Genomic DNA, 18981 nt, shown 5'->3' with positions numbered 1-18981 from the left:
GCTCCCCCTCCGTCCGGGGCTCGGTCCGGGCCGCGGGAGGCGCGGTGCCGGGCGGGCTGCGGCTGTCGACGGGCCCCTGATCGCAGGCCACGGGACTCTGGCGGTGAGCGCTGACAACGAGGCGTGCTGTCCGCGGGGCCAACGACGTCCGCGAGCGACCGGGGCACACCTCGACGGCGCGGCAGGAGCAGCACCGGCGAGGTGTGTCCGCCCAGCTAGACCCACGTATCCAGCCACATCCGGTCCCGCCACAGGTCCTCCGGGATCGACGTCCCGGTGTACAGCGGCCAGAAGTAGATGAAGTTCCAGATGATCAGGAGCACCAGGACGCCCACCGCGATCGCCCCCAGGGTGCGGCGGCGTTCGCCGGTGGGGTCCTGGGTGGTGAGGCCCAGTTCGGCGCGGGCGCCCGTGCCCGCCGCTGGGCCCGCGATCGCGCCCAGCATCATCGTGACCGCCAGGCAGAGGAACGGGACGAACACCACCGCGTAGAAGAGGAAGATCGTCCGCTCCTGGTAGAAGAACCAGGGGAGCCAGCCCGCCACCACGCCGCAGGCGATCGCGCCGGCGCGCCAGTCGCGGCGGAAGAACCAGCGCCACACCACGTACGCGAGGGCGAAGCACGCCAGCCACCACAGGAGCGGGGTGCCGATGGCCAGGACCTCGGCGGCGCACTTGCCGGTGGCCGACTCCGTGCAGCCCGTCTGCTCCTCGTAGTAGTAGGAGACCGGGCGGCCCAGGACCAGCCAGCTCCAGGGGTTGGACTCGTACGTGTGGCCCGAGGTCAGGCCGACGTGGAAGTCGTACACCTGGTTCTCGTAGTGCCACAGGCTGCGCAGCCAGTCCGGGAAGAGCCAGCTCCAGGAGGAGTCCTTGCCCTCGGTGGCCGCCCAGTTGCGGTAGTAGCCCTTGTCCGTGACGATCCAGCCGGTCCACGACACGACGTACGTGACGATCGCCACCGGCACCGTCGAGACGAAAGCGGGGATCAGGTCGCGGCGCAGCACCGCCTGGTAGGGGTGCACCGCGCCCGCTGTCCGCCGCGCGCCGACGTCCCACAACACCGTCATCAGGCCGAAAGCGGCCAGCACGTACAGGCCGTTCCACTTCGTCGCGAACGCCAGGCCCAGCATCACGCCCGCCGCCAGCCGCCACGGACGCCATCCCAGGCGCAGCGTCTCCGCCACCCTCACGTCCGGGCGCAGTACGCCCTCCTCGCCCACCGGCAGCGCGGCCGCCAGCCTCCGGCGGGCGTGGTCCCGGTCGACCACCAGGCAGCCGAACGCCGCCAGCACGAAGAACATGACGATCAGGTCCAGCAGCGCGGTCCGGCTCATCACGAAGTGCAGCCCGTCCACCGCGAGCAGCAGGCCCGCCAGACAGCCCAGGAACGTCGAGCGGAACAGGCGCCGGCCGATCCGGCAGAGGAGGAGGACCGAGATCGTGCCGAGCACCGCCACCATGAACCGCCAGCCGAACGGCGTGAAGCCGAACAACTGCTCACCGAAGCCGATGATCCACTTGCCGACCGGCGGGTGCACCACATAGCCCGGGTCGGTCGGGATCGGGACGGAGGAGGGGTCGCTGAGGATCTGCTTGTCGACGTCCTTCGGCCAGGAACCCTCGTACCCCTGGTTGACCAGCGCCCACGCGTCCTTCGCGTAGTACGTCTCGTCGAATATCACCGCGTGCGGCCGGTCCAGCTTCCAGAAGCGGAGCAGGCCCGCGACGAGTGTCACGAGCAGCGGGCCGCCCCAGCCGGACCAGCGCACCAGCCGGTCCGCCACCTGCGGCGGGACCGCGAGCACCGACCAGACCTGCCGGCCGGGCCGGGTGTACGGCGGGTCCAGCCGGTCGCGGAGCGAGGTCTCCGGGCGGGGGACATGGCCGAAGCGGCGCAGCCGCCGTTGCCAGGAGGTCGGCTGTTCGCCGAGCGGGTCCCCGGCGTCGTGGCCCCGCTGGGTCTCGGGTGCGGTACTCGTCACCGCGCCATCGTAGGGAACGCATCTGTGCGAAGGGCGCTGCCCGTGCTGCGAGGATGGCTGATGTGACTGGAACGACTGGAACGCTCGTGCTCGCAGGGACCCCCATCGGAGATGTGGCGGACGCCCCGCCCCGCCTCGCCGCCGAACTGGAGCGGGCCGACGTCGTCGCCGCCGAGGACACCCGGCGGCTGCGCCGGCTCACCCAGGCGCTCGGCATCCACACCTCGGGGCGTGTCGTCTCCTACTTCGAGGGGAACGAGTCCGCCCGGACCCCCGAGCTGGTCGAGGCGCTGAGCGGGGGCGCCCGGGTGCTCCTCGTCACCGATGCCGGGATGCCCTCCGTCTCCGACCCGGGGTACCGGCTCGTCGCCGCTGCTGTGGAGAAGGACATTCGCGTCACCGCCGTGCCGGGGCCCAGCGCCGTGCTCACCGCCCTCGCACTCTCCGGGCTGCCCGTCGACCGGTTCTGCTTCGAGGGGTTCCTGCCCCGCAAGGGCGGCGAACGGCTCTCCCGGCTCCGCGAGAACGCCGACGAGCGCCGCACCATGGTCTTCTTCGAAGCCCCTCACCGGCTCGACGACACCCTCGCCGCCATGGCCGAGGTCTTCGGCGCCGAGCGCCGCGCCGCCGTCTGCCGCGAGCTGACCAAGACGTACGAGGAGGTCAAGCGCGGGCCCCTCGGCGAGCTCGCCGTGTGGGCCGCCGACGGGGTGCGCGGCGAGATCACCGTCGTGGTGGAGGGGGCGGCGGACGCCGGGCCCGGAGACCTCGACGCCGAGGAGCTGGTGCGGCGCGTACGGGTGCGCGAGGAGGCGGGGGAGCGGCGCAAGGAGGCCATCGCCGCCGTCGCCGCCGATGCCGGGCTGCCGAAGCGGGAGGTGTTCGACGCGGTCGTCGCCGCCAAGAACGCGGAGAAGGCCGCGAAGCCTTAGTGCGTACGGCGCGTACGGGCGGTGTCGCCTTCGCGCGTACGGGCGGTGTCGCCTGCGTGCGTACGGCGGTGGCTACGGCGTTTCCGTCAGCAAGCCGTACGCCGTCGCCACGAACGTGTCCGCCCGGTGCACCCGCCGCGTCGCCGTCGCCGCCACCGCGAGCCCCGACCCCGGGCGGAAGCCCAGGAACGCCTGCTGGCCCAGGGTCGCCCCGGCGTGGAAGAGGACCGGGCCGTACGGGGACGGGTGGTGGAACCACGTGAGCGTGTGCGTGTGCGCGTGCCGCCGGCCGCGTCGGAGCACCGGGCGCCGGACCTCCACGAGCGGCCCGGCCAGCGACGGGTCCATCGGCTCCGCCCCGCCCACATGCGCCTCCAGGAACGTCAGCAGGTCCAGCGGGGTCGCCCGGACCGCGCCCGCCGCCGTGAAGCCCCCGGTGTCCAGCGCGGGCACCGGCGTGCCGTCGCGGCGGTGGCCCACCGCGTCCGTGCCGTCGGGGCCGGGGCGCACCCGGGTCGCCTCCAGGCCCAGCGGGGCCAGGATCTGCTGGTGCAGCAGGACCTCCCACGGGGTTCCGGTGGCCGCCGCCAGGGTGTGGCCGAGGACCGAGACGGCGAAGTTCGAGTAGCGCCAGCGGGTTCCGGGCCGGTGGCGCGGGCGGGCCCGCAGGAAGGACCGGACCACCCGGTCGGCCGGGTAGCCGCCGTACGGGTCGGTCGACCAGCGGGGCACCGCCTGCGGGTAGAAGTCGGCGGGCAGGCCCGGCAGCCCCGAGGTGTGGGTGACCAGATGGCGCAGGGTGATCCGGCGGACCGCCGGGTGCACCGGGAACCCCGGGGCCAGCAGGTCCGCCGCTCGGTCCTCGTACCGCACCCGGCCCTGCGCCACCAGCCGGGCCAGCAGCAGCCCCGCGTACGGCTTCGACGCCGAGCCCAGCTCGTACGCCAGCCGGTCGCGGGGGACCGGGCCCGGTTCCGCGCTCCCGCCGGTGTGGACGGTGCGCACCCCGTCCCGGCTGACCGCGAGCACCAGATCGGGCGCGTCGACCGCCCGCGCGGCCTCGGCCAGGAGGCGGGCGGTGGCCGGTACACCGGGGGCGGCCGCGCGGATCGCCGTCACGTCCGTCATGCCGGGGCCGGATCCGCGCTGAGGTCGGACAGGGCGCGGGACATCGCCAGCGCCGAGGCGAACGCGGCGACCAGCGTCGGGTGGTAGACCAGGTCGAACACCGACTCCTCGTCCCCCTCCGGCATCCCGCCGACCACCGGCATCGCCCCGTCCGGCTGCTGCGCCTGCGCGAACCCCTGCCAGGCCGCCGGGTCCAGGGTCGGTTCCGGCAGGCAGGCGTCGACGACCAGCAGCTCGCCCAGCAGGTCCCAGCGCTTCAGGTCCAGCCAGTCGTCCAGCCAGACCGGCAGCCAGAGCGCCAGGTACTCCGCGATGTCGGCGGGGAGCCCGGCCGGTTTCTCGCCCCAGTCGGTGAGGTGGAACACCGTGTGCGTGATGTCGTAGCCGATATGGCCCTCGACCGTCCACGGCTCGGGGCGGCGCGCCAGCCAGGTGTGGGCCAGCGCCGCCGTCTCCGGGACGCTCGGCTCCACCCCGAACCGCCGCTCGATGGCGCTGAGGCCGAGCCGTCGCACCGGCAGCACCTCCAGCGCCGCCCAGCTGGCCAGACGGTGGTTGAGCCGGATCGCGGACTCCAGATCCGGCTGCCGGTAGCCCAGCTCCCGGAACGGTACGTAGACCTCCAGCGGCACCGGCGACAGCGGTTCGCGCCGCTGGCCCTCCAGCAGCCGCGCCCCCGAGTCCAGCAGCTCGTGCCAGGCGTGGTCCAGCAGCTTGTGGGCGAGGGAGGACTGCTGGGAGCCGGCCACCCCCTCGCGGAAGATGACCTTCCCGATCAGCGCCAGCTCGCCCAGCGGCTTGAACCGGTCCAGCATCCCCGCCTCCGGGGACGGGTCCGCCTCCAGCCGGAAGCCCTCGCGGTGTTCGTACAGCCAGCCCAGGGCCTTCGCCCCGACGTCGTGGATCTGCTGGATGCCGGTGGTGGTGCCGGTGCTCATGGGGTGTGCCTTTCCCGGCCGGGTGGGGCCCCGCCGGTCTCGCCCCGCTCGCCCGTCCCGCGCAGCGACCTGAGGGACAGGGCCGCCGCGAAGGCCGTGACCAGCGTGGAGTGGTAGCAGTCGATGAAGGGGTACGGGTCCGGCGCGGGGTCCTGGACCGGTGCGCCGGTCTCCGGGACGCAGCCGGTCGGGTGCTGGACGTCGGCCAGCACCGGCCAGACCGCGTCCAGCAGCTCCCCGGGGGCCGGGCCCGGCAGCGACGCGGCCACCGCCAGCAGCTCTCCGGTCAGGTCCCACTGGCCGCTCTCCAGACAGCCGTCCGCCCACGCGGGCAGCCAGGTCCGCAGATAGCCGTCGATCCTCTCCGGCACCCGGTCGGGCATCCGGCCCCAGTCCGTGAGGTGGAAGACGGTGTGGGTCAGCGCGTAGCCGGACGGGCCCTCGAACATCCACGGCTCGGACAGACCGCCCAGCCAGGTCCGCGACAGCACTCCGCCCGCGTCCGTGTGGGTCAGTACGCCCACCCGGCGTTCGGAGTTGACCAGCCCCAGCTGCCGGTTGGCGTGCTGCTCGGTATGGGCCCAGGCGCGGGTCGCGGTGAGCGGGCGGGCCAGCGCCTCGAAGCCCTCGTGGCGCAGCCCGTACCCGGCGAAGGCGGCGTAGATCTCGTACGGGTACGCGGCGAACGGCTCGGCGCGCAGCAGCTCCAGGAGCAGCGCGCCCTCGTGCAGCTGCTCCCAGGCGTACGTGACGAGGTCCCCGGCCAGCTCGTGTTCCGGGGTGCCGGGGGCGGTCGCACGGCGGATCGTGGAGCCGAGCTGGGCCAGCTCGCCCAGCGGCTTCAGCGTGGCGTTGACCTGGGTGTGGGGTTCCAGGACGTCGTCGGGGAGCGCGAAGCGGGTGCGGTGCGCGTCGGTCCAGGCGAGGGCGGAGGCCAGGACGCCGGGGAGGACGGCGAGCGCGGCCCCGGAGGCCGCAGGGGCCCCGGAAGTCCCGGAGGACCCGGAGGCCCCGGGGGTGGAGACGCGATCCCGGGCCGGGTGGCCCGCACCCGGTCTCTCCCGAGGGTCCTCGGTCGCGGTCGTCGTCACCGGGCCCTCGCCTCGGCCATCAGCCGGGCGGCCCGCACATGGAGCGTCACCCGGGGGTCGTGCCCGCCCATCTGCTCGACGAAGTCCAGGCCGCGTTCCAGGCCCAGGGTGGCCGGTTCGCCGCCGATCGCCGCGAGCCAGCGGCCCGCGCCCGCCGCCTGGAGCCAGTCGCGCCGCCGCACCGCGCGGACGAAGCCGCGCGACAGGTCGACGGCCCGGTTCGCCGCGGCCCGCTGCACGGCCGAGGGCGCGGCCGGGACGGCGAGCGGCGCGAGGACCGAGAGCTGGTGGGTGAACGCCTGCCAGGGGGCCTCCTCCAGCCAGGCGGCGTCCGGCTCCGCGTCGGTGCCGGGGGCGGCGGCGCCCGGTGCGGGCGGCGCCATCCGCTGGAGCGTGGAGATCATGTGCCAGTGGCTCCAGGCCGTCGCGGCCGGAGCGTCGGGCTTGGGCGGGAATTCCCGCACTGCCCGGTCGAGTACGGCGACGTCCCCCGGGTGCGGATGACGTCCGTAAAGAACGCTCGGCAGCAACAGGTCGGCCCCGATGACCCGTACCGCCGCGATTCCGGTCCGATTCTCCTCGTCGATTCCCGCCGCGCCGCACACCGTGGCGAGGTGGTCCCCGCTCCGAAGAGCGAGGACCACCTCTGTTGCCAGGTCATGCACGGCACCCGCCAGGGGCGACGAAGCATGTGTCTGGTCCATGTGCCGGCGACTAGCCCTTCTTCGGGCGCGGGGTCGGAGGCGAGAGCAGCAGGGCTCCGCCGCCTGCGAGGAGCGCCAGGTAGGCGCACTCGCGGGAGTCGCGGTACAGACCTTCGACCTCACCGGGGTTGAGAGCGGCGTCGAGGTCGAGCTCGACGTCGGTGGCAGTGGTGTCCGTGGTGAACATGAGTTGTTCCCCGTCCTGTGGGAAATGGGGTGGACGTAATGAGTGAAAAGGAGAAATGAGGGCCTCGCAAATCGGGGGCGGCATCCGGGGAAATCATGGATTCAATTGAATGATGAATTCATGGGGTGCGGACGGGGTGTGAACGGCGCGAAATCCCTGGTAATTCAAGGAAGGGGGGTGGGGGCGGGCGGGGGTGGTGCGCGGGCGCGTTCACGGTCGGCGCGCGGCGCGTTCGGGGGCGCTCGGTGGCCCGGCGGTCACGCGCTGTCCTGCCTGTCTCCTCCACCGCGCCATGCGTCGGCAAAGGGCGGCCCAAAGAGGCCAAGAACGCATCAACAATGCCTCTGAGCTGGTGCGTCCATCCGGGTGCAGGTGTCCACTGGAAGGGACGGGCCACCTGTTCGAACCCTTCGGGCGGGTCGGCCGTCCCCGGAGTGCGTGACCGGCGGACAAGAGGAGCAGGCATGAGCGAGACCGCAGCGACCACTGTCCATGAGGCGTACGCCTTCGCCTGCATGAAGTGCGGGTACGGCTGGGAGCAGTCCTACGAGATAGAGCACCACGTCGACGTCCACGGCCAGGCGTTCGTCGTCTACACGGCGGACGGTGAGCGGGTGCCGTCGCCGCTCTCCACGCCCACCTGTGCCAACTGCGGCGGACACGTGGTGCGCATCATGCGGGCGGGGCGGGTCGCGGGCGTTCAGGAGCTGCTGCGGAAGCAGCAGATGCCGCAGACCGCGGAGACCGGCGCGAAGGACCGTACGGTGTCGACGGCCGCCACTCCGGACCGGCACTGGCGGCTGTCCGACCTGCTGCACCCGTTCCACCGCAGATGACGTCTTCGGGCCTCATGCCGACGTGGCGGGGCCTCACCTTGATGCCGTGGGGCATCGCCCCGACGTCGTGGGGCCTCACCCCGACGTCGTAGGTCGTAGGGGGCCTCATGCCGACGTCGGCGGCGCCTCATGCCGACGTCCTGCGGGGGGCGGGGTCCTCGTACGATCGTCGGCATGAGCCGTACCGAAGCCCCGCCGCTGCCCGAGCCCCTGCGGGTTCCGGTCGCCGACTCCCACACCCACCTGGACATGCAGGACGCCACCGTCGAGGAGGCCCTCGCCCGGGCCGCCGCGGTGAACGTGACCACCGTCGTCCAGGTGGGCTGCGACGTGGCCGGCTCCCGCTGGGCCGCCGAGACCGCGGCCGCCCACCCCGCCGTCCACGCCTCGGTCGCCCTGCACCCCAACGAGGCCCCGCGCATCGTCCACGGCGATCCGGACGGCACCGCGCGGCAGGGGGCGCGGGAGCCCGGCGGCAAGGCGGCGCTGGACGAGGCGCTCGCGGAGATCGACGCGCTGGCCGCCCTCGACCATGTGCGCGGGGTCGGCGAGACGGGCCTCGACTTCTTCCGTACGGGCCCCGAGGGCATCGCCGCCCAGGAGGAGTCCTTCCGGGCCCACATCGAGATCGCCAAGCGGCACGGCAAGGCCCTGGTCATCCACGACCGCGACGCGCACGCGGACGTGCTGCGGGTGCTGGCGGACGCGGGCGCGCCCGAGCGGACGGTGTTCCACTGCTACTCCGGAGATGCCGAGATGGCCCGGATCTGCGCGCGGGCCGGGTACTTCATGTCGTTCGCGGGCAACGTGACCTTCAAGAACGCCCAGCCCCTGCGGGACGCCCTCGCCGTCGCCCCGGCCGAGCTGGTCCTCGTGGAGACGGACGCCCCGTTCCTCACCCCGGCCCCCTACCGCGGCCGGCCCAACGCGCCCTACCTCATCCCCGTCACGCTCCGCGCGATGGCGGAGGTGAAACGCCTGGACGAGGACGCCCTGGCCGCCGCGATCTACGACAACACGGCGCGGGCGTTCGACTTCTGACCGCCACCGTAGGTCACTCTCCGCGGTTGTGTCGCTTTGGAGAGTGACCGGGGCTCCGCTATCGTCCCCGCGCACGACGGGGTGTCGACGGGCGGATCTTCGGGAGCGGCGTGAACGGCTTGAACGGCGTGAACGGTTTGAGCACTGCTCAGGACGGGCGCCCCGGCGCGTTCCACGAGCAGCTGACGCTGGGGGGCGGGGCCGGAGCGGGGGCGCACGCCCCGACCATGGTCGACACCCCGTTCGTCGACACCCGCACCGAGCTGCCGCCGCCCACCGTGCCCCGCCAGGGCCCCACCCGCGCGGAGGCCCGACGGGCCGCCAAGCGCCGCCGCGCCTTCGTCGCCGACCCCGAGAACCTGAAGCTGAGCCGGCTCGTCCCCCGGGCCCTGGTCGTCGCCTTCCTGGCCGGCGGCACCACCGCGTTCGTCGCCCACGACAAGGCCGTCCGGCTGGAGGTCGACGGCGCGCCCCGGACCCTGCACACCTTCGCCGACGACGTCACCGAGCTGCTGGAGGAGGAGGGCGTCACCGTCGGCGCGCACGACCGGGTCTCCCCGCGCCCCGGCACCGGCCTCGACCACGGCGACGAGGTCGCCGTCCGCTACGGGCGGCCCGTCACCCTCACCCTCGACGGCGTCCGCCACCGGGTCTGGACGACCGCCGACACCGTGGCCGGGGCGCTGCGCGAGTTCGGGATCCGGGCCGAGGGGGCGCACCTCTCCGCCGCCCGCTCCACCCGGATCGCCCGCACCGGCCTCACCCTCACCGTCCGCACCGAACGCGCCGTGACCTTCATGGCCGACGGCCAGGAACGCACCCTGCGCACCAACGCCGCCACCGTCCGGGAGGCGCTCGCCGAAGCGGGGATCACCCTGCACGGCGAGGACACCACCTCCGTCGCCCCGGCGAGTTTCCCGCGCGACGGCCAGACGATCTCCGTCATGCGGATCACCGACACCCGCGAGGTGCGCGAGGAGACGGTCCCGTACGCCGTCGAACGCAGCGAGGATCCCGCCCTGTTCCGGGGCACCGAGGTCGTCGAACGGGCCGGGCGCAACGGCGTACGCCGGGTCACGTACGCGGTCCGGACCGTCAACGGCGTCCGGCAGAAGCCGCGGCGGGCCGCCGAGGAGCTGGTCCACCGGCCGGTCAGCCGCGTCGTGCGCACCGGCACCCGGGAGCGGCCCGACTCCGTCGCCGGGGCGGACGGGCTGAACTGGCCGGCGCTCGCCGCCTGCGAGTCCGGCGGTCGCGCCGACGCGGTCGACCCGAGCGGCACGTACGGCGGGCTGTACCAGTTCGACACGCAGACCTGGCAGTCCCTCGGCGGCAGCGGACGGCCCCAGGACGCGCCCGCCGCCGAGCAGACGTACCGGGCGAAGAAGCTGTACGCGCAGCGGGGGGCGAGTCCGTGGCCCCACTGCGGCCGTAGGCTTACCGGGTGAGCAGCACAGAGCCCGACGCCCTCCTGGGGCCCGCAGACATCCGCGACCTGGCCGCGACGCTGGGCGTACGCCCCACGAAGCAGCGCGGTCAGAACTTCGTCATCGACGCCAACACCGTCCGCCGTATCGTGCGCACGGCCGAGGTCCGCCCGGACGACGTGGTCGTCGAGGTCGGCCCCGGGCTCGGCTCGCTGACCCTGGCGCTGCTGGAGGCGGCGGACCGGGTGGTCGCCGTCGAGATCGACGACGTGCTGGCGGCCGCGCTGCCCGCCACGGTGAACGCCCGGATGCCGGAGCGCGCCGACCGCTTCGCCCTCGTCCACTCCGACGCGATGCTGGTCACCGAGCTGCCGGGCCCCGCGCCCACCGCGCTCGTGGCGAACCTCCCGTACAACGTGGCCGTGCCCGTCCTGCTCACCATGCTGGAGCGCTTCCCCGGCATCGAGCGGACCCTCGTCATGGTCCAGTCCGAGGTCGCCGACCGCCTCGCCGCCCGCCCGGGCAACAAGGTCTACGGCGTGCCGTCGGTGAAGGCCAACTGGTACGCGGACGTCAAGCGCGCCGGAGCGATCGGCCGCAACGTCTTCTGGCCCGCCCCGAACGTCGACTCCGGGCTCGTCTCGCTCGTCCGCCGCACCGAGCCGCTCGCCACCAAGGCGTCCCGCGCCGAGGTCTTCGCGGTCGTGGACGCGGCGTTCGCCCAGCGCCGCAAGACGCTGCGCGCGGCCCTGGCCGGCTGGGCCGGATCCGCGCCCGCCGCCGAGGCCGCGCTCGTCGCCGCCGGGATCTCGCCGCAGGCACGCGGGGAGGCGCTGACGGTGGAGGAGTTCGCCGCGATCGCGGAACACAAGCCGGAGGTGTCGGCATGAGCCGCTCCCAAGCCGGAGGCGCCGGAACGAGCCGTGCCGAAGCCGGAGGTGCCGGAATGAGTCGCTCCCAAGCCGGAGGTGCCGGAATGAGCCGCGCCCAAGCCGGGGGCGTCCCCGCGGGTCCTGTGCGTACGGCGGTCACCGTCCGCGTCCCCGCCAAGGTCAACGTCCAGCTCGCCGTGGGCGCCGCCCGCGCGGACGGCTTCCACGACCTGGCCAACGTCTTCCTCGCCGTCGGCCTGTACGACGAGGTCACCGCGACCCCCGCCGACGAGCTGCGCATCACCTGCTCGGGCCCGGACGCCGCGCAGGTCCCGCTGGACACCACCAACCTGGCCGCCCGCGCCGCCGTAGCGCTGGCCGAGCGGTACGGCATCGACCCCGCCGTCCACCTCCACATCGCCAAGGACATCCCGGTCGCGGGCGGCATGGCGGGCGGCAGCGCCGACGGGGCGGCCGCCCTGGTCGCCTGCGACGCGCTGTGGGGGACGGGCGCGAGCCGCGACGAGCTGCTGGCCATCTGCGCCGAACTGGGCAGCGACGTGCCGTTCAGCCTCGTGGGCGGGGCCGCGCTCGGTACGGGACGCGGCGAGAAGCTGTCCCCGGTCGAGGTCGGCGGCACATTCCACTGGGTCTTCGCCGTGGCGGACGGCGGCCTCTCCACCCCCGCCGTCTACGGCGAGTTCGACCGCCTCACGGCGGGCACGGAGGTCCCCGGACCGACCGCGTCGCCCGCCCTCCTGGCCGCCCTGCGCTCCGGCGACCCCGCCGCACTCGCGGGCGCGCTGAGCAACGACCTCCAGCCCGCCGCGCTCTCCCTGCGCCCGTCCCTCGCTCAGACGCTGACGGCGGGCACGGAGGCCGGAGCCCTGGCCGCCCTGGTCTCCGGCTCCGGGCCGACGACGGCGTTCCTGGTCCCGGACGGGGAGACGGCCGAGAAGGTGGCGGCCGCGCTGCTGACGTCGGGGACCTGCCGCAACGCGCGCGTCGCGGTGTCGCCGGCGCCGGGGGCGCACGTCATCTGAGCCTCCTGCCGGGCGTACTCACCCCGGATCTGAGTACGGTCGCGCTGCCGCGCCCCGCCCGCATCGCGCGACCGTACGCCCATGGGATCAAGCGTTCGTGAACTGGCCGGGGCGACGCCCGCCACCCGGGACCGTTACGTCGACCTCCTCCGGGTCGCCTCGCTCGGCGCGGTCGTGCTCGGCCACTGGCTGATGGCCGCCGTCACCCCGGACGGGGTGGGCAATCTGCTCGCCGTCGTCCCGGCGCTCCAGCCGCTGACCTGGCTGCTCCAGGTCATGCCGGTGTTCTTCTTCGTCGGGGGCTTCTCGCACGCGCTGTCCTACCGTTCCCTGCTCCGCAAGCGCCCGGAGGCCGCTTCGGGGGCCGCGGCGGACTCCGTCTACTCCGCCTTCCTGCGCGCCCGTCTCCAGCGGCTGCTGCGCCCGACCATGGTCTTCGTCCTCGTCTGGGGAGCTGCTGCGCTGCTGGTCCAGCTCCTCGGCGGGGGCGGCGGGCTGACCGGCGTCACCCTGCGGATGGTGACCCAGCCGCTGTGGTTCATCGGGATCTACCTGGCGATGGTCGCCTTCACCCCGCCGCTGCTGCGGCTGCACGAGCGGTACGGCTGGGGTGCGTTCGCCGGTCTCGCGGGCGCGGCGGTCGCGGTGGATGTCCTCCGGTTCGCCGCCGGAGTCCCGTACGTCGAGTTCCTCAACTTCGCGTTCGTCTGGCTCGCCGTCCATCAGCTCGGCTTCCTGCGCGCCGACGGCCGCATCCACCCGCGCCGCGCCGCCCTGCTCGCCGGGGGCGGCCTGGTCGCCGCCTGCGTGCTGGTGGCGTTCGGGCCGTACCCGCTGTCCATGGTCGGGATGCCCGGCGAGAAGGTCAGCAACATGGCCCCGCCCACCCTCGCCCTGCTGGCCCACGGCCTCTGGCTCGTCGGCGCGGTCGAGCTGCTCCGCGCCCCGGCGGCCCGCCTGCTGGAGCGCCCGCGCGTCTGGCGCACGGTGGTGGCGGCCAACGGGGTGGCGATGACCGCGTTCCTCTGGCACCTCACGGCGATGTTCGGGGTGTACGGGGCGCTCCTCGCCCTGGACGTCGACCTGCCCGAGCCCGCGTCGGCCGCCTGGTGGGCCCAGGTCCCGCTGCGCCTCGCCCTCGCGGCGGCCCTGACCGCGGCCCTGGTCGCCGCCTTCCGCACCTTCGAACGCCCGGCGACGCCTGCGCCGGGCACGGGCCGCGGCCCCCTCGCGGCGTCCGGAGCCCCCGGGGCCGGCCCCCTCGCGGCGCTCGGCGCGACGCTCTGCCTGCTCGGCGTCCTCGGCCTGTCCATGGTCGGCTTCGGCGGCCTGCTGGACGGCCGCACGGCCCTGCTGATCGCGATCCCGGTCAGCGCCCCGGCCGCCGTCGCGATGACCCTGGGCGGCTGGCTGCTGGTGGAACGGGCGGGGCGGGGCCCGGACCGGCGGTAGGGGCAGGGGCCCAAGTGGCCGAGACGGGCGGCGAGACCTCCGTGCGCCTCGCCGCCGCAAGCCCGGCTCATCGGCCTCCCGGCCCCGCCCTCACCAGCCCGTCATCACACCGCCCAGAAGCGGTGGCGCGGCCAGCAGGGCGAGCAGCTTCACCAGGAACGTCCTGCCGTCCCGGTCCGCGTCCTCCTTGCCGCCCGCGCCCCCGCCCGTACGGCAGACGACGAACGCGGCGACGATGCCCAGCGGGAACAGCACCGGCACCGACTCCAGGAGCGGCGGACGGGCCCCGCCCACCCAGCCCGCGGCCCAGGACCCGGCGAGGCCCGCCAGTACGGCGAAGAACACCTGGCCCGGGGCGAACCACCGCTTCTCCAGTGCGTCGACCAGTTCACCGAAGCGGGTGCCGGTGGTACGGGCCCGGGCGGCGCTGACGAGGAAGGCGGCCAGGACGGCCACTCCGGCCACGAGGAAGGCCCAGCGCAGCGCGGTCGCGACGACGGTCATCGGCAGAAAACCCCTCTCCTGATTCCCCGGCTACCAGCAGTTCTTGACGACGCCGTCGATGCCGAGGATCTCGGCGGCGATGGCGCCGATGCCGCCGCCCGCCTCCTCGAAGACCTCCATGAGCCCCTTCTTGAAGGTCTTGCCCTTCTTCTTCTTGGACTGGATCTTCTTGATCACCTTGTTCACGCCGCCGAGCTTGTCGATGGCCTTCTTCACCTTGTAGACCTTGGCGATGGCGAAGATGTTGGAGCCGACCGCCAGGGCGATGCCCCGCGCGCAGCCGCCCAGGTTGAACGCGTAGAGGACCGGCGTGCCGTCCGCCGTCACCGTGCTCCGGCCGTGCTCCTCCAGCCACCGCACCGTGGCCTCCTCGCCCTCGGCCAGGACCTCCTCGGGGATCGCGTCGATGATTCGCAGCGCCTCCTCGAAGGCGCGGGCCACCGCGTCGTCGTCCGCCGTAGCGCTTACCGGCGCCCCGTGGGCGGCCCGTTCTGCGGGAGCGGCCTGCGCCGAGGTCGCGGTGAGCAGAACGCTCGTCGCGGTCAGGCCCGCGACGGCGACGGCCGTACGGCGGAGGGAGGTGCGGCTGAGTATCGAGACAGACACGTGAGGTGTTTCCTTCTGGTGGTGCTCGGGAATGGTTGACGCCCGGTCGGACGGACCCCGGTCGGACGGACCCCGGTCGGGCGAACGCCGGTTGGACAGACCCCGGCCGTGCGAACGCCGGTCGGGCGAACGCCGTTCGGTGCGGGTCGAGTTGTAACGAACCGTCCTGAACGCCCGCAAGATCGATGGGAGGGGCGTGTCGCACCTGTCGCTTTTCGTGCGGATTCTCCGTCCTGGTGTCGGGGGAGTGCCCCCGACACCTGTCGGGGAGGGGCGAGCAGTCCCCTCCATCCCCTCGACCGCCCCCTCGGCCTCCCCAGCCTCCTCAGCCTCCTCAGCCGCCGGGGGCCGTTGCGGACCGGGGCAGTCGTGCCCTGACCCGGAAGCCGTCGCCGTCCGGACCCGCCTCCAGCGAACCGCCGAGCAGCGCCGCGCGCTCCCGCAGCCCCACCAGCCCGAGGCCCGGCCCCTCCCCGGGGACGGGCGCACCCGTCACGGTGGCCCCGTCGGTCGGCGGGCCGTTGGCGACCTCGACCAGCAGGGCGTCGTCCCCGAGCGCCAGCACCACCTCCGCCCGAGCCCCCGGAGCGTGCCGCACGATGTTCGTCAGCGCCTCCTGCACCGTGCGGTAGGCCGCGTACTCCGTCTCGGCCCCGAGCTCGGTGGAGGCCGGAACCCGGTCCGTGACCGACGCGTCGACGCCGCTCCCCGCGACCAGGGACGGCAGGTCCGCCAGGGCCCCGGGGCCGCCGCCCGCCGCCTCCTGCGCGCGCAGCACCCCCAGGGTGTCGCGCAGCTCGGTCATGGCGAGGGAACTGATCCTGCCGATCCGGACCCCGGCCCGGCGCGCCTCGGGCGTGTCCGCCGTGACGCTCAGCGCCCCCGCCTCGACGGCGATCCGGCTCACATGGTGCGAGACGATGTCGTGCATCTCGCGGGCCAGCCGGGCCCGCTCCGCCATCGCCGCCCGCTCCTCGGCCATCCGGTGCTCCCGGGCCAGCGCGGCCCGCGCCTCGGTCAGCCGGTCGGCCAGGGCCCGGCGGCTGCGGGCGACCCGCCCCAGCAGCGTCGGCCCGGCGGCCAGCAGCGCCGGCCCCAGCAGGCCCGCCGCGAGGACGGCCGGGGAGCCGGCCCGGCCCGCGCACCGGATCTCGTACGCCAACGGCGCGGCGGCGGCGACGAAAACCGCGGCGGCGGCCCCGCCGGCCAGCGCTCCACTGCGCACCAGCCGGGCCGCCGTGCCGAGCGCGAACATCGGGGCGAGCCAGAGGTAGCCGGTCATCGCCGCGGGCACCGTCGCCAGCACGACGAGCAGGGGGCGCCGACGCCGCACGACCAGGGCGCCCACCGCCAGCACGTAACCGGCCAGCGTCAGCCGGCCGACCTCGCCCACGACGGTCAGCAGCTCGGCCCCGGCGGCGGCGACCAGCGCCCCGTCCGTCAGGACCTGCCCGTTCCTGACCCGCCCGGCCCACCTGCCCTGCCGCAGACGCCGGAGCGGCCGCGGCCGGGCTATGGCCGGGCTCACCGGCCGGCCGCGTCCCGGCCGGCCGCGTCCCGGCCGGCCGCGTCCCGGGCGGCGGCCACATCCGTACGCCGCCCCCGGCGCATCCCGGACGCGATGACGGCGGCCTGAACCCGGTTGGCCGCACCCAGCTTGGCGAGCAGCGAACTCACGTGGTCGCGGACCGTGGTCCGGCTCAGGAAGAGCCGGCGGCCGATCTCCTCGTTGGACATCCCCGACGGCAGCAGCTCCAGCACCTCCCGCTCCCGCGCGGTCAGCAGCCGGGCCCCCGGCGGGTCCGCGGGCGCGGTCCCCTCCCCGGCGCTGCCCGGCAGCGAACGGACGACCCGCTCCGACAGCGCGCTGCCCCCCGCGGCCAGCAGCCGCACACCGGGGATCAGCTCGTCCACCGCCGCGTCCTTGAGCAGGAACCCGGCGGCCCCCGCCCGCAGGGCCCGCCGCACGTGTTCGTCCTCGCCGAAGCCCGTCAGCACCGCCACCCTCGGCGGCCGGTCCGCCGCCCGCAGACCGCGCAGCACCTCGATGCCGTCCGTGCCGGGCATGTGCAGATCCACCAGCGCCACGTCCGGCCGGTGCCGGCGCGCCAGCTCCAACGCCTCCCCGGGGCCGCAGACCGCCGGCACCCGGATGTCGTCGGCCGACTCCAGGATGCGCCTCAGGCCGTCGCGTACCAGCGCGTCGTCGTTCACCACCAGAACGGTCACCGGGACCGAACCCATAGATTTCCCCCGTCGATCGGCAAAAGAGCCCGCACGAGGCTATCCCGGCATCCGGTCGGTCCCGGACCGGGCCTGATCGGCAGGACGCCCCTGGACCGCACGACCGGGCCCCCTCCGCCGCGCCGTACCCTGGGAAGGTCGATCGATCCCCCGGACAGGAGTGAAATGGCCGTCAATCTGGTCAATGTCGAGCAGGTCAGCAAGGTGTACGGCACCCGTGCCCTGCTCGACGGTGTGTCTCTCGGGGTGTCCGAGGGCGACCGGATCGGTGTCGTGGGCCGCAACGGCGACGGCAAGACCACCCTCATCCGGATGCTCGCCAAGCTGGAGGAGGCGGACACCGGCCGCGTCACCCACAACGGCGGGCTGCGCCTCGGCGTCCTCACCCAGCACGACTCCCTCGACCCCAAGGCGACCATCCGCCACGAGGTCATCGGCGATCTCGCCGACCACGAGTGGGCGGGCAGCGCCAAGATCCGCGACGTGCTGACCGGGCTCTTCGGCGGGCTGGCCCTCCCCGGTTTCGAGCACGGCCTCGACACCGTCATCGCCCCGCTCTCCGGCGGTGAGCGCCGCCGTATCGCACTGGCGAAGCTGCTCATCGAGGAGCAGGACCTGATCGTCCTCGACGAGCCCACCAACCACCTCGACGTCGAGGGCATCTCCTGGCTGGCCGGCCATCTGCGCGCCCGCCGCTCCGCCCTCGTCTGCGTCACCCACGACCGGTGGTTCCTCGACCAGGTCTGCACCCGCATGTGGGACGTCCAGCGCGGCGTCGTCCACGAGTACGAGGGCGGCTACAGCGACTACGTGTTCGCCCGCGCCGAGCGCGAACGCATCGCCGCCACCGAAGAGGCCAAGCGGCAGAACCTCATGCGCAAGGAGCTGGCCTGGCTGCGCCGCGGCGCCCCCGCCCGGACCTCCAAGCCGCGCTACCGCATCGAGGCCGCCAACGAGCTCATCGCGGACGTGCCGCCGCCGCGCGACACCAGCGAGCTGATGAAGTTCGCCAACGCCCGCCTCGGCAAGACCGTGTTCGACCTGGAGGACGTGACCGTCCAGGCCGGGCCCAAGACCCTCCTCACCCACCTCACCTGGCAGCTCGGCCCCGGCGACCGTATCGGCCTCGTCGGTGTCAACGGCGCCGGAAAGACCTCCCTGCTGCGCGCCCTCGCCGAGGCCGCCCGCACCCAGGGCGAGGAGCAGCCCGCCGCCGGGAAGGTCGTCGTCGGCAAGACCGTCAGGCTCGCCTACCTCTCCCAGGAGGTCCACGAGCTGAACCCGAACCTGCGCGTCCTGGAGGCCGTCCAGCAGGTCCGCGACCGGGTCGACCTCGGCAAGGGCCGCGAGATGACCGCCGGTCAGCTCTGCGAGCAGTTCGGCTTCACCAAGGAGAAGCAGTGGACGCCCGTCGGCGACCTCTCCGGCGGTGAGCGCCGCCGGCTCCAGATCCTGCGGCTGCTGATGGACGAGCCCAACGTCCTCTTCCTCGACGAGCCCACCAACGACCTCGACATCGAGACCCTCACCCAGCTGGAGGACCTCCTCGACGGCTGGCCCGGATCGATGATCGTGATCTCCCACGACCGGTTCTTCATCGAGCGGACCACCGACAAGGTCATGGCCCTCCTCGGCGACCGCGCCCTGCGGATGCTGCCGCGCGGGATCGACGAGTACCTGGAGCGCCGGCAGAGGATGGAGGAGGCGGCGACCCCGTCCGCCGCCGCGCCCCGCTCCTCCGCGGCGCCCGCCGCCCCGGCGGTCTCCGCGCAGGCGTCCCGCGCCGCGAAGAAGGAGCTCCAGAAGGTCGAGCGGCAGCTCGACAAGCTCTCCACCCGCGAGACCACGCTGCACAAGCAGATCGCGGACAACGCCACCGACTTCGAGAAGGTCGCCAAGCTGGACGCCGAGCTCCGCGAACTCGTCACCGAGCGGGACGAGTTGGAAATGCGCTGGCTGGAACTGGCCGAGGACGCCTGACCGGACCCGTG

At 74.0% G+C, this 18981-nt stretch carries 18 protein-coding genes; 8 read left to right on the top strand and 10 right to left on the bottom strand.

Annotated elements, in window-relative coordinates; all coding sequences use genetic code 11:
• Positions 1 to 215: 215 nt before the first annotated feature.
• Positions 216 to 1985, bottom strand: coding sequence for a dolichyl-phosphate-mannose--protein mannosyltransferase (locus IE145_RS15295; RefSeq protein WP_189525602.1), 1770 nt, complete (start codon positions 1983 to 1985; stop codon positions 216 to 218).
• A 53-nt stretch (positions 1986 to 2038) separates the two neighbouring features.
• Between IE145_RS15295 and rsmI the strand changes: the two genes are divergently transcribed.
• Positions 2039 to 2917: a 16S rRNA (cytidine(1402)-2'-O)-methyltransferase gene (gene rsmI, locus IE145_RS15290; protein WP_229825566.1), complete on the top strand. Its 879-nt coding sequence runs from the start codon at positions 2039 to 2041 to the stop codon at positions 2915 to 2917.
• Positions 2918 to 2989: 72 nt separating this feature from the next.
• On the opposite strand, the gene IE145_RS15285 is transcribed toward rsmI, so the two are convergent.
• From IE145_RS15285 to IE145_RS15265, 5 genes are read right to left on the bottom strand one after another with little or no spacing between them, the layout of a single operon-like run.
• Positions 2990 to 4045 (bottom strand): serine hydrolase domain-containing protein, encoded by a 1056-nt coding sequence (locus IE145_RS15285; RefSeq protein ID WP_189525601.1) that lies wholly within the window; start codon positions 4043 to 4045, stop codon positions 2990 to 2992.
• Positions 4042 to 4983 (bottom strand): DUF6895 family protein, encoded by a 942-nt coding sequence (locus tag IE145_RS15280; protein ID WP_189525600.1) that lies wholly within the window; start codon positions 4981 to 4983, stop codon positions 4042 to 4044. Before IE145_RS15280 ends, IE145_RS15285 begins: the two co-directional genes overlap by 4 nt.
• Complete coding sequence (locus tag IE145_RS15275) at positions 4980 to 6074, bottom strand: DUF6895 family protein (protein WP_189525599.1); 1095 nt, start codon at positions 6072 to 6074, stop codon at positions 4980 to 4982. The genes IE145_RS15280 and IE145_RS15275 overlap by 4 nt, the downstream gene beginning before the upstream one ends.
• Entirely contained in the window at positions 6071 to 6778 is a 708-nt protein-coding gene (locus IE145_RS15270; protein WP_189525598.1) for a hypothetical protein, read from the bottom strand. The genes IE145_RS15275 and IE145_RS15270 overlap by 4 nt, the downstream gene beginning before the upstream one ends.
• A gap of 10 nt (positions 6779 to 6788) precedes the next feature.
• Positions 6789 to 6965, bottom strand: coding sequence for a hypothetical protein (locus IE145_RS15265; protein WP_098892314.1), 177 nt, complete (start codon positions 6963 to 6965; stop codon positions 6789 to 6791).
• Between the two features lie 464 nt (positions 6966 to 7429).
• Here IE145_RS15265 and IE145_RS15260 point away from each other — a divergent pair, with 464 nt between their 5' ends.
• The 6 genes from IE145_RS15260 (at position 7430) to IE145_RS15235 (ending at position 13636) form a co-directional block, all read left to right on the top strand.
• Complete coding sequence (locus tag IE145_RS15260) at positions 7430 to 7801, top strand: hypothetical protein (protein WP_189525597.1); 372 nt, start codon at positions 7430 to 7432, stop codon at positions 7799 to 7801.
• A gap of 174 nt (positions 7802 to 7975) precedes the next feature.
• Positions 7976 to 8842: a TatD family hydrolase gene (locus IE145_RS15255; protein WP_189525596.1), complete on the top strand. Its 867-nt coding sequence runs from the start codon at positions 7976 to 7978 to the stop codon at positions 8840 to 8842.
• 128 nt (positions 8843 to 8970) lie between these two features.
• A complete protein-coding gene (locus tag IE145_RS15250; protein ID WP_189525621.1) occupies positions 8971 to 10290 on the top strand; it encodes a resuscitation-promoting factor in 1320 nt (439 codons plus the stop codon).
• Positions 10287 to 11159, top strand: a complete 873-nt coding sequence (gene rsmA, locus IE145_RS15245) for a 16S rRNA (adenine(1518)-N(6)/adenine(1519)-N(6))-dimethyltransferase RsmA (RefSeq protein WP_189525595.1) — start codon at positions 10287 to 10289, stop codon at positions 11157 to 11159. The genes IE145_RS15250 and rsmA overlap by 4 nt, the downstream gene beginning before the upstream one ends.
• An 86-nt stretch (positions 11160 to 11245) precedes the next feature.
• The gene (locus IE145_RS15240; protein WP_189525594.1) at positions 11246 to 12184 is read left to right on the top strand and encodes a 4-(cytidine 5'-diphospho)-2-C-methyl-D-erythritol kinase; all 939 of its coding nucleotides are present in this window, start codon (positions 11246 to 11248) and stop codon (positions 12182 to 12184) included.
• Positions 12185 to 12265: 81 nt separating this feature from the next.
• Positions 12266 to 13636 (top strand): acyltransferase family protein, encoded by a 1371-nt coding sequence (locus IE145_RS15235; RefSeq protein ID WP_189525593.1) that lies wholly within the window; start codon positions 12266 to 12268, stop codon positions 13634 to 13636.
• 90 nt (positions 13637 to 13726) lie between these two features.
• On the opposite strand, the gene IE145_RS15230 is transcribed toward IE145_RS15235, so the two are convergent.
• From IE145_RS15230 to IE145_RS15215, 4 genes are all read right to left on the bottom strand, one after another.
• The gene (locus tag IE145_RS15230; RefSeq protein WP_189525592.1) at positions 13727 to 14140 is read right to left on the bottom strand and encodes a hypothetical protein; all 414 of its coding nucleotides are present in this window, start codon (positions 14138 to 14140) and stop codon (positions 13727 to 13729) included.
• A gap of 30 nt (positions 14141 to 14170) precedes the next feature.
• On the bottom strand, positions 14171 to 14746 hold the full coding sequence (locus IE145_RS15225) for a hypothetical protein (protein ID WP_189525591.1): 576 nt from the start codon (positions 14744 to 14746) through the stop codon (positions 14171 to 14173).
• A 334-nt stretch (positions 14747 to 15080) separates the two neighbouring features.
• Complete coding sequence (locus IE145_RS33750) at positions 15081 to 16274, bottom strand: sensor histidine kinase (protein WP_268246818.1); 1194 nt, start codon at positions 16272 to 16274, stop codon at positions 15081 to 15083.
• Positions 16271 to 16990 carry a response regulator gene (locus IE145_RS15215; RefSeq protein WP_189525590.1) on the bottom strand — a complete coding sequence of 240 codons (720 nt, stop codon included), beginning with the start codon at positions 16988 to 16990 and terminating at the stop codon, positions 16271 to 16273. Before IE145_RS15215 ends, IE145_RS33750 begins: the two co-directional genes overlap by 4 nt.
• Positions 16991 to 17155: 165 nt before the next feature.
• Between IE145_RS15215 and IE145_RS15210 the strand changes: the two genes are divergently transcribed.
• Positions 17156 to 18970, top strand: a complete 1815-nt coding sequence (locus IE145_RS15210; RefSeq protein WP_189525589.1) for an ABC-F family ATP-binding cassette domain-containing protein — start codon at positions 17156 to 17158, stop codon at positions 18968 to 18970.
• The last annotated feature ends 11 nt before the right edge of the window (positions 18971 to 18981 follow it).

The organism is Streptomyces sindenensis (assembly GCF_014649035.1).
Classification (GTDB): domain Bacteria; phylum Actinomycetota; class Actinomycetes; order Streptomycetales; family Streptomycetaceae; genus Streptomyces; species Streptomyces sindenensis.
This window is presented reverse-complemented; position numbering and strand designations above follow the sequence as displayed.